Annotated in this window: 17 protein-coding genes and 1 pseudogene; 16 read left to right on the top strand and 2 right to left on the bottom strand. The window is 29.9% G+C overall.

Features of this window, described 5'->3' with window-relative positions:
- The first annotated feature begins 13 nt into the window (after positions 1-13).
- Entirely contained in the window at positions 14-1,021 is a 1,008-nt protein-coding gene (locus QLS71_RS00330; protein ID WP_308992453.1) for a histidine kinase, read from the top strand.
- Positions 1,018-1,779 carry a LytTR family DNA-binding domain-containing protein gene (locus QLS71_RS00335; RefSeq protein WP_308992452.1) on the top strand — a complete coding sequence of 254 codons (762 nt, stop codon included), beginning with the start codon at positions 1,018-1,020 and terminating at the stop codon, positions 1,777-1,779. Before QLS71_RS00330 ends, QLS71_RS00335 begins: the two co-directional genes overlap by 4 nt.
- Here QLS71_RS00335 and QLS71_RS00340 read toward each other — a convergent pair.
- Positions 1,776-2,699, bottom strand: coding sequence for a PHB depolymerase family esterase (locus QLS71_RS00340; protein ID WP_308992451.1), 924 nt, complete (start codon positions 2,697-2,699; stop codon positions 1,776-1,778). The two genes, QLS71_RS00335 and QLS71_RS00340, sit on opposite strands and share 4 nt — an antisense overlap.
- 154 nt (positions 2,700-2,853) lie before the next feature.
- Positions 2,854-4,158: a PQQ-binding-like beta-propeller repeat protein gene (locus QLS71_RS00345; protein WP_308992450.1), complete on the bottom strand. Its 1,305-nt coding sequence runs from the start codon at positions 4,156-4,158 to the stop codon at positions 2,854-2,856.
- 998 nt (positions 4,159-5,156) lie between these two features.
- On the opposite strand from QLS71_RS00345, the gene QLS71_RS00350 reads away from it, so the two are divergent.
- The 14 genes and pseudogenes from QLS71_RS00350 to QLS71_RS00415 all read left to right on the top strand — a co-directional run bounded on the left by QLS71_RS00350 (position 5,157) and on the right by QLS71_RS00415 (position 16,908).
- Positions 5,157-5,891 (top strand): helix-turn-helix transcriptional regulator, encoded by a 735-nt coding sequence (locus QLS71_RS00350; protein ID WP_308992449.1) that lies wholly within the window; start codon positions 5,157-5,159, stop codon positions 5,889-5,891.
- Between the two features lie 72 nt (positions 5,892-5,963).
- Positions 5,964-6,497, top strand: a complete 534-nt coding sequence (locus QLS71_RS00355; protein ID WP_308992448.1) for a dihydrofolate reductase family protein — start codon at positions 5,964-5,966, stop codon at positions 6,495-6,497.
- A gap of 7 nt (positions 6,498-6,504) precedes the next feature.
- Complete coding sequence (locus QLS71_RS00360) at positions 6,505-6,879, top strand: hypothetical protein (RefSeq protein ID WP_308992447.1); 375 nt, start codon at positions 6,505-6,507, stop codon at positions 6,877-6,879.
- 117 nt (positions 6,880-6,996) lie between these two features.
- Positions 6,997-7,125, top strand: a pseudogene (locus QLS71_RS00365) (BtrH N-terminal domain-containing protein); the annotation flags it as partial.
- Positions 7,126-7,267: 142 nt separating this feature from the next.
- A complete protein-coding gene (locus tag QLS71_RS00370) occupies positions 7,268-7,714 on the top strand; it encodes a GNAT family N-acetyltransferase (RefSeq protein ID WP_308992446.1) in 447 nt (148 codons plus the stop codon).
- 237 nt (positions 7,715-7,951) lie between these two features.
- Complete coding sequence (locus tag QLS71_RS00375) at positions 7,952-8,716, top strand: helix-turn-helix transcriptional regulator (RefSeq protein WP_308992445.1); 765 nt, start codon at positions 7,952-7,954, stop codon at positions 8,714-8,716.
- Positions 8,717-8,896: 180 nt separating this feature from the next.
- Entirely contained in the window at positions 8,897-10,093 is a 1,197-nt protein-coding gene (locus QLS71_RS00380) for a T9SS type A sorting domain-containing protein (RefSeq protein ID WP_308992444.1), read from the top strand.
- A 111-nt stretch (positions 10,094-10,204) separates the two neighbouring features.
- Positions 10,205-10,660, top strand: a complete 456-nt coding sequence (locus QLS71_RS00385) for a hypothetical protein (protein ID WP_308992443.1) — start codon at positions 10,205-10,207, stop codon at positions 10,658-10,660.
- 24 nt (positions 10,661-10,684) lie between these two features.
- Entirely contained in the window at positions 10,685-10,963 is a 279-nt protein-coding gene (locus tag QLS71_RS00390; RefSeq protein ID WP_308992442.1) for a hypothetical protein, read from the top strand.
- A 151-nt stretch (positions 10,964-11,114) separates the two neighbouring features.
- Positions 11,115-11,522 carry a DUF1398 family protein gene (locus QLS71_RS00395; protein WP_308992441.1) on the top strand — a complete coding sequence of 136 codons (408 nt, stop codon included), beginning with the start codon at positions 11,115-11,117 and terminating at the stop codon, positions 11,520-11,522.
- A 161-nt stretch (positions 11,523-11,683) separates the two neighbouring features.
- Positions 11,684-12,307 carry a CatB-related O-acetyltransferase gene (locus tag QLS71_RS00400; RefSeq protein ID WP_308992440.1) on the top strand — a complete coding sequence of 208 codons (624 nt, stop codon included), beginning with the start codon at positions 11,684-11,686 and terminating at the stop codon, positions 12,305-12,307.
- Positions 12,308-12,736: 429 nt separating this feature from the next.
- A complete protein-coding gene (locus QLS71_RS00405; protein WP_308992439.1) occupies positions 12,737-14,143 on the top strand; it encodes a DUF5689 domain-containing protein in 1,407 nt (468 codons plus the stop codon).
- A 249-nt stretch (positions 14,144-14,392) separates the two neighbouring features.
- Positions 14,393-16,162, top strand: coding sequence for a histidine kinase (locus tag QLS71_RS00410; RefSeq protein WP_308992438.1), 1,770 nt, complete (start codon positions 14,393-14,395; stop codon positions 16,160-16,162).
- A complete protein-coding gene (locus QLS71_RS00415; RefSeq protein WP_308992437.1) occupies positions 16,159-16,908 on the top strand; it encodes a LytTR family DNA-binding domain-containing protein in 750 nt (249 codons plus the stop codon). The genes QLS71_RS00410 and QLS71_RS00415 overlap by 4 nt, the downstream gene beginning before the upstream one ends.
- Positions 16,909-17,155: the final 247 nt, after the last annotated feature.

Raw genomic sequence — 17,155 nt, forward strand, 5'->3', positions numbered from 1 at the left:
CTATTTTTTTATAATGAGAAATAACAGATTTATATTAATGGTTGCCTTTAGCCTTTCTCTATTGGTTAATATACCGCGAATTGTATTCTTTTTAGGAAAAGAAGAATCGTTTGTAGCCACTTTTTTAGACATCTCCATACATGATACCTTATTTAGAATATTATCCGTTTTTGGATTTAGTTTTTTAATTCTCAAACTTCATGTAGATTGGATTCCAAAAAGATTTCAAAAAAGGTCTTTTTTAATTTCAAGTAGCATCTCATTTTTGGTTTTAATAGTCTGGATGAAATTATTTAAAACATTTGATATTATAGTTAATGCAGGCACATCTTCAACTCTAAGCCCCAAGTTTAATACCTTCATCTATATTTTTGTAATGATTATGCTATTTGTTATAAGTAGAACCATAACGCTCTTCAATCAATCAAAAAAAGATGCTCTCGAAAAAGAACAATTAAAACAACAGAGTTTACATAATGAACTGGCTGCTTTAAAGAATCAAGTAAATCCTCATTTTTTATTTAACACGTTAAATTCTTTAAGTTTGGTAATAAGGGAAGATCAAAATGCAGCAATAAAATTCATTAATAAATTATCGTTTTTATATCGATACATGCTTCAAAGTAAAAATCAAGACCTTATTACCATTAAAGAAGAACTTAAGTTTTTAGAAAGTTATATATTTTTGATTAAACAACGTTATAGAGATAATATCCAGGTAAATATTTCTATAAAAAAGGAATGCTATCAACGTAAAATCCCAACACTTGCTTTGCAATTCTTATTAGAAAACGCAGTTAAGCATAATGAAATATCAAAAAACAAACCTTTAGTTATCGAAGTATTAAATGACATAGAGGCTGTAATTGTTAAAAATAAGCTGCAAAAACGCACTGGTTTTGTTGAAAGCACACATATGGGCTTAACCAATTTAAACTCCAGGTTCAAACTGTTAACCAATAAGGAAATCATTATTCAAAATGACAAAAACTATTTTACAGTAAAAATACCTTTATTATGAAAGTGTTAATTATTGAAGATGAACATACCGCATCAGAAAACCTGAAATATCATTTAAATAATATTGAACCATCTATAACTATTGAAACTACTCTTGAAACTGTTGCAGATGCTGTTTCCTATTTTAATAATGAATTTTTTGCAGAATTGGTATTTGTGGATATTCATTTAGCCGATGGCATCTCATTTGAAATATTTGAAAAAACAGAAGTAAATATTCCTATTATATTCACCACTGCTTATAATGAATATGCTATTAAAGCATTCAAAGTAAATAGTATCGATTACCTACTGAAACCCATAGATGAAGACGAGCTAAGAGAGGCAATCAATAAATATAAATCATTAAAATTAAAATACCCCATTAATGATCAATTTCAGCAATTGTTGAAATTAATAAACAGAAAATCATTTAAAAGTACCTATCTGGTTCAACAAAGAGATACTTTACTTCCTTTAGAAATAAATGGGATAGCCTATTTTACTATAGATGCAGGTGTTGTAAAAGCAATTACCTTGGATAATAAAAGTTTTGTGCTCGACAAAAAATTGGAAGAAATAGAACTAGAAATAAACCCCGAACAATTCTTTAGAGCCAATAGGCAATTTATAGTACAACGTAATACTATTGAGAACTTAAAAATGTATTTTAACGGAAAGCTTATACTCAACATATACCCAAAACCTAAGGAACAAATTATTATTAGTAAAGCCAAAGCACCTCAACTAAAAAATTGGATTAACAATGGGGCCTTCTAATGTGCTTTAAAAAATTCCCAAATCACATCGTTAGCTATAAAAGCTGTTGAAGGAGTATCAGCATTGATACGTGCTTTTATACTTCCAGGCCATGAATGACCTCCATCTGAAGTTAAATAAAGAAAAATATCGTTCCTATCTGAACATCCCAGATAGTGTTTAACAATATAATTCTCATATTGACTCACTTTCGTTTCCAAACTACAATTATTTTGAATCTGCCATGTCTCTAAAGTGGATACAACAGAGTTATAAGTATACCCACCTAAGCCTACCCCACCTTCAAAAGGAACCTTTGTATCTAAAGATGAATGGATATGAAGAATAGGCATGGATTTAACCAACTTAAAATCCATCATCATGGGGCCACTTACAGGCGCAATGGCAGCTATTTTATCACTTAGTTCTGCCGCTAAACGATAACACATCATAGCACCATTTGATATACCAGTGGCATACACTTTGTTCTTGTTTAGTTTAGGATATTTTAACATCAAATAGTCAATGAGTTCTTCTATAAAGACAACATCATCTATATTTTTTTCTTGGGCGTAATCGCAACAATCTCCTGCGTTCCATGATCGCAACCCTAACAAACCTTCATTCGGAACACCTTCGGGATACACAACGGCAAAACCTTCAGTATCAGCTTTTACATTCATCCCATACTCGTTTTCTGCTTGTGCGGCTTTGCCTCCAAAACCATGCAAAAAAATTACTAAAGGGATACTTTCAGTTTTTTCAAATGTTTTTGGAAGCTTTAATATATAATTTCGGGTTCTTCCATCTACCTCAATACTTTCAAATTTTCTTAGACCTGAATCTGTATTGGTTGTGGCATCCTCTCCTGATGCACAACCAATAAACACCATTATAGACAATGAAAAATAAATAATTAAATTAAATGTTTTTACTTTCATAAATGTTCAATATTTAAGATTATTGATTTTATCAAATTTCTTTTAAAACTACCTATAATTGACTTCTTTTTATATGAAACAGAAATAAACAAGGGTAAAACACCTTTAAATGATAGTTAAGTTTTGCATGTTACTGTTTATTCTTATATTAACTTCATTCATGTTCAAAAGCAAATAGATATCCATTAAAACTGGCTACATAAATAACACCATCTTGGTCCACAGTAGTCCCAACAGTAAAAAATGTTTTAACCGGCAGGGGCTCTCTATCTAACACAGTACCCGTTAGCACATCAACCACCAATAAATCATTGTAAAACCTTCCTCGAGTGGAAGAGGAAACGGTAGGATAAGAAAGATTACCTTTGGTCTGAGTTGCTACTCCACGATTATTCAAAGTCTCATCGCTCCAAACCAACTCTGGTTTTTCTCCTAAATCTTTAATAGAAGTAAGTGGAGACCTTCCTCCTCCTGCAGGCATAATATAGCCATCTGGAGAGGTGGATTGACTTCCTCCAGTTTCATATCCTAAATTATATTCCCAAATTTTATCCCCAGTATGCGTACTTAAAGCATGTATACTGCCATAATTATCATTAACATACACTTTTTTACCATCTGCAGAAATAACCGGGCTGGTAGTGCTACCTCCAGGAAGCGAGTTATTCTCCCAAAGATGTGTAAGAGTTGGGTTTGGTTTTTCAGAATATTGCATGGCTATTATAGATGCTTGAGGTGTATTAGGCCGCCAATAAGTAAAGAAGAATTTTCCACTAGGTTGATGTATCGCTAGTGTATTGGCACTCGGACAATCTTTTGTTCCTCTCATACAAGCTGTGGGGTCAGATTCAAATTTTATTACTGTATCTTGATTCATAAAATAAGGATTCAGTACATTTTTACCGCTCTTTCGATCCATTACATAAATAACACCTATATGGGTGATGAATATAATGCTTCCTTCTTTGGTAAATTGGGCTGAAAGCGGAAATCCTATAATAGGGCTTCTCCATAATAAATGACCTGCTTCATTAAAGGCATGCATAGCCTTATCATCTGCAATAAATAGGTGTCCTTCTAGGTCTACTAATACTGAGGAAGCTACTGCATATTCATTTACTATGTCGGTACACCAAAAGGTTTCTCCGGTGGAAGCATCCAAAGCATATAAATGACAATCTTCTGAAGTACTTGTTATATAAACCCGTCCATTCAAATCATTGGTTGCGCCGAGATTTATAACTCCATCCAGCTTTTTACTCCATTTTAGTCTAATGTTTTTTGGACCTTCCACAGGTAAGAAATCAGAATTATGACTGTTCCCGTGAACGGTAACCCATGTTGTAGTTTTTCTGGGGAAAGTTTTATTTTGAAGGATGCCGCCACAGGATAAAAACACACAACACACCAATACTATAAAAAGATTTCTTATTACGGTAATTTTATTAAAATAGAGCATCTTTATAAATTTTTAAAATTCATGGTAATGCTAATATCCTCAATACAGGAATTTGATTAGTTAATAGGTTGTGTGAATCGGTAAATCTTATAGGTAAAACTGTAATACTTTAATGTGAATTATTTTCTTTTTTAATTGTTTCACGGGATAGAGATCAAAATTTTAACCAAAACTCATTTACTTATGGAATAGATAGTCAAAAAATAAGTTTTACCCACAGACATAAATAGAATCTGCTTCTAATTCCCTATATTCCCAGTTACAAGTATACACATATAAAACAAAGTCGATAATTTAAAAAGTTATTCTAATACTATCTTATGTTATTCATTGCGATGTTTAATCGAAGTTAATGCTGTTATTTTTTTAAATGGACCAAATGATTTAAGTATCTATATAACCAAGATCGTACATAACTTCATTGATGTTTTTCGACTATATACAATAATAAATTCCAATATGAATTTGTACCACCACTTGAAGAAAGACAATTTTCTTCAGTAATGATACTTCCGTCGGTCACTTCTACTTCCAGAAATAATTTTCGGAATTCATTTTAAAAACCCCAATCTGTTGAACATTTTTTTACATTAAGAAAACCTGTTGAAACCAACAAAAAAGACCAACACACAAAGAAGCAGCTTCTACACCTTTTTCATCTTATTCATTTATCCATGGTAGCATTTTTTTATTGGATGCACTCATAAATTAGTTACTACTGAAGACAAACATTGCGGATCTGCACTTACATCGTGGAATTTTTAGGAACAAGGATGCTTCCATTCATCATTTTTTAAATTTTCGCTTGACAAATGCAAATAACATTTTGTCGTAAATCACCCGTTTGTTGTCATTTTCACACATTTGATTAAAACAAATATCATTGCATCTTTGTTATATAAATTAACCTTTATAATAAATAAATCATTGCAGACGCCTTTCTTTCCTATCTTTTCAAAAACAAAGAGATGATCGTGATTTAGAAAGAAATCATCCTAATGAAATTTAAAAATATAAAACCTAATATAGAATTAGAACCTTTTATTCATTCCTATTGGGAACTGAAGGGGAACGAATACGACAAACAATGGGAACGTAACTTTCCAGATGGTTGTGCAGGATTGGTTATGAACTTGGGAGATATTTGTTTAACGGACAACGGCACAGTTTCTATCGAGTTCGGTAAGTCATATATGGTTGGAGCAATGAATTCTTTTAAAGATAGTTTTATAGATAACAATACACATTTAATAGGTGTATGTTTAAAACCCGCATCTATAACTAATTTTTACTCATATGCACCACAAATAGAATTCACCAATAAAACAATTGAACTTGAAAAATCAAACTCATTTAATATTGATAAAATACTTAGAAATCCAACCAATTATTTTAATCAATTCTATATAGACAGACTTAACAACAATAACATACAGTTGCAATCGGCTTTACAAGATATCGCAATCTCAAAAGGTCAACTAGCAATTTATGACGTTGCCAAAAGAAACTCCATATCGTTAAGACAATTAGAGAGAGATTTTAAAATTCATATAGGTCTTTCACCTAAAGAGTATTCCAATATTGTTCGATTCCAATATGCCTTATCAGTTATAAAGCATTCAGACAAAAAGAGAAGTTTGTTAGATATTTCCTTTGAATGTGGTTATTATGACCATTCACACTTAGCAAATGAAATAAAAAAACATACTGGACTTTCTCCATCACAACTTTAGTTTGTCGTTTTTTTCCAAAGTGAAAATGAATACATTTTTTTAATTTTGAAAAAACATTAAAATTTAAAACAAATGCGAAAAATATCAGTTTTTATTGCAATGAGTCTAGATGGCTACATTGCCAAACCAAATGACGATCTCAGCTTCTTAAAATTAGTAGAACAAGAAGGAGAAGACTATGGATATGCGAAATTCGCGGCAACAATTGACACACTAATTATTGGTAGAAAAACTTATGATTACGTAGTTAAAGAAATCGGTGCTTCACATTATGACAATGGAGAAAGAGATGTTTACGTAATAACCAGAACTGAAAAACCGCAAGTGGGTAGAACAACTTTCTATACAGGAAACATAACCGAATTAGTTAAACGACTTAAATCAAAAAAAGAAAAAAACATTTACTGTGACGGTGGAGCGGAAATTATTAATGAACTTTTAAAAAATGACTTAATTGACGAATTTATTATTTCAGTCATTCCAATACTGTTAGGTAACGGAACTAGACTATTTAAAAATGGAAGACCTGAGCAACTGCTTGAATTTGTATGCGCAAAAACTTTTGACAAAGGATTAACCCAGCTACATTATAAAAGAAAAAAATAATTACTATATGGACCCAAAATTTGAAGCAGGAATTAACATCGCAATAAAAATACCTAAAAGCAAATACGACAAAACAGTGGCGTTTTACAGAGATATTTTGAAGTTGGAAGTTGAAGAAAAGCCAATAGATAATCCGACAGTTTCCCGTACTTACAAAGTAAAATTCGGCAACAATATTATATGGTTAGACTGTGTAGATAATTATACTCATTCAGAAACTTGGTTGCAGCTCACGGTACCAAACATAGAGAGAGCTACAACGTATTTGGAATTGAATGGTGTAGAAACTTGTGACGAAATTGAAGAACTTCCAAAAAACATGCACTGGATTCAAGACCCTGCAGGAACAGTATTCAATTTACAAGAAAGGGAAATAAAGTAAATTGAATACAGTATCTTCTCTAAAATACGTCTAATTTATACAGTATCTTATAAAAAATTCTGAGCACAGATGATAATTAAGGAATTTAAACATTTCTAAGAACAACATTGCAAGCCCACAGCAGCTGGGAATTTGTTCAAGCAAATTGGCATTGAATTGTCCGAACCAATCCTTTTTGGTTTAGCAGAAACACTTGGGTTTATCTTTTGGAATACGAAAACCATTAATAGCATAATTAAATTTTAATAAACTAACCACTATAAACATGATTTAAAACAAAAAAATATAATTAATAATAAAAATAACACAATTTACAAAAGAATGGGATGCAACATTACCCAGCTTAAAAATTAAACATACTTCTAAAAATACTCTTAATAAAAATAATATGGAATTAGTTGAATTTTATTTTAATGACTATTTTATCACAACCGATAAAAGCAAAATGGATGTATCTGCAATTCATGATTTTCTATCAAAATATTCAGGCTGGAGTGATAACATTCCTTTTGATAGAGTTAAAATTTCAATTGACAATTCATTGAACTTTGGAGTTTTTCATGAGGATAATCAAATAGGCTTTGCCAGAGTAATCTCCGATTTTTCGACAATTGCCTATTTAGGAGATATTTATGTTTTAAAAAATTACCGCAGACAAGGAATTTCAAAAAAATTAATGGATACTATTATGGCTCATCCAAATTTGCAAGGCTTAAGAAGATGGATTTTATTAACTTCTACAGCCGATTGCCTATATGAAAAGTATGGTTTTAATAAACTGCCAAATCCAGAATGGTATATGGAAAATTATAACCCAAATATATATAGAAATTAGAGTTTGAAAAACCGATAGAACAAAATTCCTCACGGCTTTAAAAGAAGGCCTTATAAAACGAATAGAAAAAATGTCCAAAATTTAAAACTTTTAGAGCAAAGTGGAAAACGTTTTAATGAAAATCAAAATCTTATTAATGATGTGAGAAGAGTTATTTTTGCAGATTATTGCTATAAATAATTTTAATTTTTACTTAAATTTTTATTTAAGTAATTTTGATTATTAACTAATCACATAATGAAATTTGAAACATACTTTCCGTTAGAAAAACTAAAACCTTACGTTAAGTATTTTGTTATATCTGAAAATGAGCTAGAAAACAAATATAAAGTATTTCCTTCAACAAATTTGGTTATAGGGTTTCAATACAAAGGGCAACTTACAAGTCTAAAAAATGATACAGAAAATAAACTTGCCTCCGCTGGAATTACTGGAATCTCTGATAGCTATAAAATTTTCAAAGGTTCCAAGAATATAGGAACAATTCTGGTATACTTCACCGAGGTGGGATTTGCCCATTTTTATTCCAATCCCGTAAATGAGTTATTCAATTTAAGTATTTCATTAGACGATATTTTTCATCAAAGTAAAGTAAATGAAATTGAAGAAAAATTAACAATGGCTACTACAGACGAACAAAGAATAATAATTACAGAGTATTTTTTACTTTCCCAACTCAAAGATATTGAAACCGATAAGCTAATTATAGAAGCTATAAGATTAATATATCTAAATAAAGGTTTAATTAGAATAAAAGAGTTAAATGAAAAATTACATATTAGTCAAAGTCCTTTTGAAAAGCGTTTCAGAAAAATAGTTGGAACTACACCTAAAAAATTCACTTCTATTGTTCGTTTCAATAATATTCTTGATAGTCTTAACAAGACGCAATCACTTACTGAAATTGGATACGAAAACAACTTTTTTGATCAAGCCCATTTTATCAAAAATTTTAAGCAATTTACAGGAGAAACTCCTGAAAATTTTAAACGTTTATTGTAAAAAAAAACATTTACGGTATAACAAAACCTTTTAATACTACTCATACTAACTATTGTAATCAAAAAAACTTCATTAACATTATATGTGAATTTACTCGATACAAAAATATTTACCTTCATTACATTTCTCTATTCCATTTGAAAAAAGCTCCTCAATTTTGAGTAAATAAATGAATCAATTATGAATTTAATAATCAAATTGTTTGCATCAGCACTTATCTTATGCTATTTTTTAAATAGTAGTGCACAAGAATGGGAATTAGTCAAAGGTCTTCCGCAAATTGAATTTTCATCCATTATAAGTTCAAATAATAAAATTTATGCAGCAAGTCAAAATAATTTATATGTTAGTAGTGACGGCGTAAATTGGCAAGTACAACAAATCCATCCTATTTCTATTTTACCCACATGTATGATTATTGTTAACAATCTACTCTATGTAGGGACTATGGAAAACGGCGTGTACTACAAAACACTAGCAACTGAATCTTCTTGGAGTCATGCTTTGTTAGGACTGCAAATAAGCTCATTTGAGATGCACGATGGATCTCTGCATGTTTCGAGTTTGGGCTCTGGTGTATGGAAAAATGTATTGGGAACTTGGAACAATATGACGTTTAACTTAGCTACGTATTCATATAATGTGAGTAAAATAAAATCTATAGATGGTACTCTTTTCGCTTTTGCAGGTTCAAATGGAACATTTTATAAATTTAATTCCAATACAAACAATTGGAAAGAATATTTTTATGGCGCAACATATGCTCCCGGATTAACAATTAATGACGCACTATTTACTAACAATACCATTCTCTTATCTAACGGCAATCGTTTATTACGCTCAGACGATAGTGGTGCAAGTTGGCACAATGATAATAGTCAGCTAACAAATGGTATACATCGCTTCTTGTTTAAAGGAGGTTCTTTTAATTATGCTGCCACAATACTAGGTGACTATAATACCACCCAACTTCATAAAAGAACCAACAATGCAAAGTCACAAAGTAGCTGGGGAGATAATACTGAAACATTACCTTTTATTTTTTATGAGATAACCGAGTTCAACCAAAAAATGTACATCGCGTCTAATCTTGGGATATTTGTAAAATCAAATAATGTACTAGATACCGACGACCCAACCAAGATTCCTCTGAAAACTAAAATATTCCCTTCTCCTTCATCGAATGGGAGATTTACAGTGTTGTGCGAGGAAAAAATCGACAACCTTGAAATATTTGATTTGAATGGAAAGAAAATTGTTTCAAAAAAAGAATGTAATAATAAACGAGAATTTATTACAATCCCAACAAAGGGAGTCTATTTGGTGAAAACAAAAACTCAAGATAAATCTGATGTTAAAAAAATTATAATACAATAAAATAGATAAAAACTGGTCGCATAAAAACATCAAAAGTTAATGCCATACTCCAAATATGCAATTCTCTTTTATATTTAATTAATTACTTCAGTATATGTTTTTAAACAACTCATGATTTTATTAGCAGTTAAAATGAAATTTAAAAAATCACTTATGATTAATTTTAGCTTTTGCTTTTGTTTAATTGCAATAATTTTATTAGAAAGTTGTGAAGCTCATTCAGGTTATTACTTTGAAAAAAGTCAATCAAAAGTAATCGATTCATTAAGGCATTTAGGCCACTATGAATATAACTCTAGACTGAATGATTCTTTGTGTATGGTACTGAATAATCCTAATAACAAACTGATGACTCCAACAACTTATACTACCATTGTATCAATTACCAACAAGTTATCTAAGACAAAAAGTAGTGGTTGTTATGTTATTGACTGGCAAACATTAGAAACTAAACAAAATTTTACCAATGTAATTCTATTAGAGTGGAATCCAAATGGCGGCATTATAATTAGAATGTTTACACGCAATAAGTACTTAAAAGAAAAACTTCCTAAACAATCTTTTTAAAAAACCGTCTAAAGAAGTAAAATTATGATAACATTTAATACTCTTGAAAAAGCAGATCTAAATATTATTATAGAAGCTCTTAATACTGCCTTTTCAGATTATATTATTCCCTTAAAATTGATGAAAAAAACTTTTAAAAATAAATTTAAAAATGATAGAATTAATCTCAGCTATCCAGTTGGTAGATTTGAAAATGAAAAATTAATTGATTTTATTCTTCATGGTTTTGATATCAGTGAAAGGAAAAAATACTATACAATGCTGACACTGGAGTTATCCCTGATGAAAGAGGACAGCAATTAACCACTCAGTTATACAATTTAATACTTCCTATGCAGTTTACAGGATTAACTCCTAAATAATTTCAAACATTTATTGCAATAAAAACGTTTTTTTACAATGACAAAGTTTTCTGTTACGGCATCTTTGTAACTGAACTTTAAATAATAGACAAATGAGTAACCAACAAAAAATGTTTACATTAGAACAAATCAAAACCGCTCACAGTAAAGTAAAATCAGGTGCAGACTTTCCTGCATATATTCAAAATCTCAAAAAAATGGGAGTAACTTATTATGAAACTTTTGTGAGAGATGGACATACAGATTATTTTGGTAATAACAATTACAAAGTAGTGTCACCAGCTATTTATGAAAAGTTAACTATTGTTGCAAAATCAAATGAAAAAGAATTTCGCATCCAATTAAAAAATCATCAAGATGGTAAAACTGATTATTTAACATTTTGTATGGATGCAGCAAACTCAGGTATTGAAAAATGGGGAGTATGTATAAAAAAAATGACTTGTATCTACTTCGACAGATTAAATGAAAAAATTTTAGTGGAAGAAATACCTCATTGATATATAATAGAAATTGTAAATGAACACCTTTTAATTTGCTTATAAAAAAAATACTTTTTTATACAAATTTGTATTTTTAACTAATTATGAATATTTTTTATCAACCATTTAAATAAGCTGCATATCACCTTTGAATAATAAAAACAGAGAAAATATTAAATATGAAAACACCAAATAAGGACATCATATTTCCATTAGAAAATTATAATAAACTTTGTTTTTTAAAAAATATAATTACTAATCCTAATATCATAATTGGAGATTTTACTTATTATGATGATTTTGAGAATGTAAATAATTTTGAAAAAAACGTTAAATATCATTTTGATTTCATTGGAGACAAATTAATAATAGGAAAATTTTGCATGATTGCTTCAAATGTGACATTTATAATGAACGGAGCAAATCATTTAACAAAATCAATAAGTTCGTTTCCTTTTGCTATTTTTGGAGAAGATTGGAAAGATGCAATGGATGGCAAAAATTATCCAACAAAAGGGAATACCGAAATTGGGAATGATGTATGGATTGGATTTAATTCGACAATTATGCCTGGTATCAAAATTGGAGACGGAGCAATAATCGCAACAAATTCAACCGTCACAAAGGATGTAGAACCCTATTCAATTGTTGGAGGAAATCCAGCAAGAGAAATTAAAAAGAGATTTACAAAAAAGCAAATTGAAAAATTACTAGAGGTTAAATGGTGGGATTGGGAAATTGAAAAAATCACAAAGAATGTACAAAATCTTACTGGTGAAAATATAGAAAACCTTATTGTTTAACAATTTAATAAACGAACGAATAACCGTTTAGCATTCCATACGGTTTACATCTTTTTCACATAAGTTTTAGAGCCAAAAAGCTAGGTCTTTCGACTTGGCTTTTATTTTGTTAAACCAAAAGGTCACTACAAAAGTATGCTTAATTTGTAATTAAAGGCAGTTTTAATCAATGGTTAAGCATCTTATTTACAGATATTAATATAACACAATCCATATTACTTTCTTTTATAAATTTTTATTCTTCTTTCACTACAATTTTATTCCCTTTCATTACAATACATAAAAGTTACACAACAAAGTCGTTTTATTTTTGTTTCAAATAAAAAGCCTGCAGAAGCTGAAAAATCATAATAATCAAAAAACGAACAATCAAAAAAGAGGAATATTGGTCAGTGTGGATTAATAATCCTAAAAAAAGCCATTTAAAAAATGAAAGCATACCATTTTGCACGACTTGTTTTATACTTCTTTTCAACCTTTACCATAATAAGTTGTAGTGAAGACGAAGTAATTTACCAAGAACCTTCTAACAAAGTATCATTTGTTAATCAATCACAAACAATTACTCAAGAAATGGAATCTATTTCTATTCCTTTAAAATTCGACCTCAAAGCTATTACCGGTGGATATATAACCATTGAACTAGCTGGTAATGCTGTTTACGGAAATGATTTCACCACCATACCACACGCAGTAAATAATAAATTGAACATTAACCTAGTAAAAAATACTAAAGACACAAGCTTTGTAGTATTGCGTAAAAATATCTTAACAACAGAAAAATTGATCAATTTTAAGTTAAGCAACCCAACCGAGGGTTTTTCATTAGGAAGTAGAATTAACTCTGAAGTAAAACTAACGGCTCAAACGCCTGTAAGTAACAAACTAAATTTTGATACCTCGTCAGGAACTATTTCCGAAGGTAATTCAACAGGAATTATAATTGGATTAAATACAACCTCGACTGTATCTAATGGAAGTCATGCGAAAGTAAAACTTATAGTACCAGAAGGGATTTTGTATGGGACACATTTTTACACTATACCAGTAACAGTTTTAAACGAAATATCTCTAGAATTCAATCAAAATGCCCAAAGTACAAGTTTTAAAATCATACCAATAAATGACAATATAATCTTAGGTGATTATTCAATAGGTTTTGAAATAATTGAGGCTGCAGGAGGTTTTGAGATTGGACCACACAAAGTATTTACAGCAACAATTCTTGAAAATGATAACGCTACGGGAATTATTAATACCATAGCACAATTAAAATCAAAATTTAACAAAAATGGAGATAATTGGTACTTACCAAAAGATTATTTAATTGAAGGGGTTATAACATCGAATGGAAACACCGCTGATAATAAATCGGTATATATTCAGGATTCAACTGGCGGTATTTTAATACAATTTACTACCCCTAACATATTCAGTTTAGGCGATAAAATAAGGCTAAACCTTGCAAGTGCAACTGGAACTTTAATTAATGGTCAAAAAGGTATAAATCAAGTGAATTTAAATGGCTTCGCTAAATATTCTGAAAACGTATTTGTCATACCAGAAATAATTACAATCGCCCAATTTCGATCAGGAAATTATGAAGGTAAAAAGGTGAAAATTGAAAACGTAAAATTCATGAATGCGGATAACAAAGAAACCTTCTATGGAAGTCGTATTATAAGACATGACGCAGATATGGCCGCTGTAATTACATATCAAACAGCTTCATTTTGGAACACAGTGCTTCCTCAAGGAACATTATCTATTACGGGAATTGCTGGAGATTGGGGTGCCCTTCTACCTCAAAAATACAGTCACGATATCAACTACTAACATATTAAAAATTATGAAAAAACAAATAGCTAATTGTTAAGGTTTTGCTTACGATTAGCTATATTTTTATTTAAGTCTGAAAAGATCACTAAAGTTAGTGTTTTCAGACTTAAATAAATTTCACTGATAGGTTCGTTACTAAACAATTAACTTTCATTACTTAAATATGTTTTTTTTTCAATTTTAAAATTAATTTTGATTTTCTAACTTAATTTATAATCGAAATGTTACTTTATCAATGGTTCCAACATGAAACTAGGTTTATTTAATTTACCGTTTAAAGGTTGCGTTATTCTTCTTTTTTTGATCTTTCTATCAAAAAACACCTTTGCTCAAGTAGCAAAATATTCCGATTATCAAGAAAGACTAAGCGCATTGATTAGGGAAACAACAAATAATCCTGAAAAGGGTATAAAAACTTCTGATTCACTCCTCATTATTGCAAAAAACATAAATGATATAAATAATTACGCCATCACAATGCTTGCAAAAGGTGCGGCACTTTCTTTCATGGGCAATAACAGTGAAGCACTTAAAATAGAAATGAAGGCATATGTTATTTTTGATTCAATAAACGACGTTACAGGAAAGGCCTTAAGCTTACTCAATATAGCTTATGTACAAATGCATCTTAAAAAATATAGAAAAGCACAAGATTATTTACTTCAAGCTTTAAATATTACTGATAAAGACAATAGCAAGCTATTAACAAATATCTATGCAAATTTAGCAAGTTCTTCCGTTGAGTTGAAACAATACAATGAAGGGATCAAGTATTATCAAATGGCATTATCTCATTTCAAAAAAATCGGAAACTATTATGGTGTCTCTATTACATACCATGGAATTTCTATTGCCTATCGAAAACTAAAAGACAATGCCCTTGGTAAAAAATATGGACTCTTAGCCCTAGCCTATCAAAAGAAAACCAATTCCGATTACGCACTCTCAATGATTGCTTTGAATTTAGGTGATATATACCTTGAGCAAGGTCAATTAGATTCTTCAAAAAATTATTTAGACATTGGTGGTAAGGCGTCTAAAAAAATAAATTATCCATATCATAAGGAAAATTATTATGAAAATATGGCTAAGTGGTACCAACTCAAAAAAGATTACAAAAATGCATTTGAATATTACAAAAAATTTTCGGTGATCAAGGACTCCATATATTCCTTTGAAAATGAAAAGGCCAGCAGTGAAATCGAAGAAAAATTCCAGAATGAATTAAAAACCAATGAGATTAAATTATTAAAAACTCAAAAAGAATTGGCCATTGCTGAAGTTGAAAAAAATAGATTCTGGGCACTTATTTTAATTTTAGTAACCATTTTATGTATGACTACCATTGTCGTTTTATATCAAAATTATAAAGGGAATAAAAAATCCCATGAGTTGCTAAAGTTAGAAAAAGTACAGCTAGCCGAAAGAAACCAGCTTCTTGAAAGTGAAAACATCTTGGTGCAATTTGAAACATTGAGAACCCAAGTAAGTCCCCATTTTTTATTTAATTCTTTGAATGCACTAACGTCATTGATTAAAACTGATAAAGAGAAAGCATTACGGTTTACTAAAGAATTTTCTAAAATTTTTAGAAACACATTAGAATTAAAAAAGAAAAATCTTACTACTTTAAAAGAAGAGCTAGAACATGTGAATGCTTATTTATATCTCCAAAAAATGAGATTTGACTCCAATCTAAACACAAACATCAATATTGATTCGGAATTTTTTTATGATTATCTACCTCCTTTTTCTTTACAAATGGTCATTGAGAATGCGATTAAGCATAATATTATTACAATTGAATCGCCTTTAAAAATAGAAATAAAAACCAAAGATTCTTTTTTGGTTGTTACCAACAATCTTCAACCTAGGCAAATTACCGAAGATTCTACCAAAACAGGTGTAAAAAATATTATATCACGTTACAAATACATTTCGGAGTTAGAACCAACATTCGAGGTTATTGATAACCTTTTTTATGTAAAACTCCCCCTAATAAAAGAAGAATCATGAAGGCTGTAATCATTGAAGACGAAAAATTAGCATCAGACTATTTAGAAACCTTACTTCAAAAGAATAGTTTTAACATAGATGTTATAAAAATTATTGATAATGTAAAAGATGCCATCCAATGGCTTTCACAACACACCGTAGATATCATTTTCCTAGACATCCATTTAGGTGATGATACTAGCTTTTCTATTTTTGAAAAACTACACATTAACACGCCTATCATTTTCACAACAGCCTATAATGAATACGCAATAAAAGCTTTTAAACTTAACAGTATTGATTATTTGCTAAAGCCAATAGATGAAGACGAATTGAGAGCTTCAATTGATAAATTGAAAAAAAGAATTTTAAACTCCAATCCATTTGACATGCAGAAACTTTTGGAGGTTATGCAACAAAAGGAAGATTATCAGGAGCGCTTCATGGTCGTTAGTGGACAAAAAATAAAAAGTATTCTTATTGATCAAGTGGCATATTTTTTGTCTGAAGGACGCTATATAAAATTAGTAACTAATAACAATGAAAAATACCTCTTGGACCAATCATTGGAAAACCTAGAAAACAAGTTAAATCCTAATTATTTTTATCGTGTAAATAGACAAGTCATAGTAAGTTTTACTAGCATTCAACAGATGATTGTTTGGTCTAAAAGTCGTGTGAAATTAGAATTAAATCCTATAACCGAGTTTGATGTTATTGTCAGTATTGATAAATCCGGTGAGTTTAAAAAATGGCTTAATCGATAAATACCACCATAATTATCTATAACAAATAAAGACTGAAAAATCAGTATTCTTCACATTTATAGCACTTGTATAACAAAATTTATTCCTTTCATTACATTCAGTAATATTGGATATCTAAATCCAATATATTACTCAATTTCACAATACATAAAACTCTAGCTATTGCTTGGGTTTTCTTAGTATCTCTTTGTGATGCTATTCACAATTATTTAAGTTTGTCTCAAAATTCATGAGCGCTATCATACAA

The sequence above is a fragment of the Mariniflexile litorale genome (genome assembly GCF_031128465.2).
Lineage (GTDB): Bacteria > Bacteroidota > Bacteroidia > Flavobacteriales > Flavobacteriaceae > Mariniflexile > Mariniflexile litorale.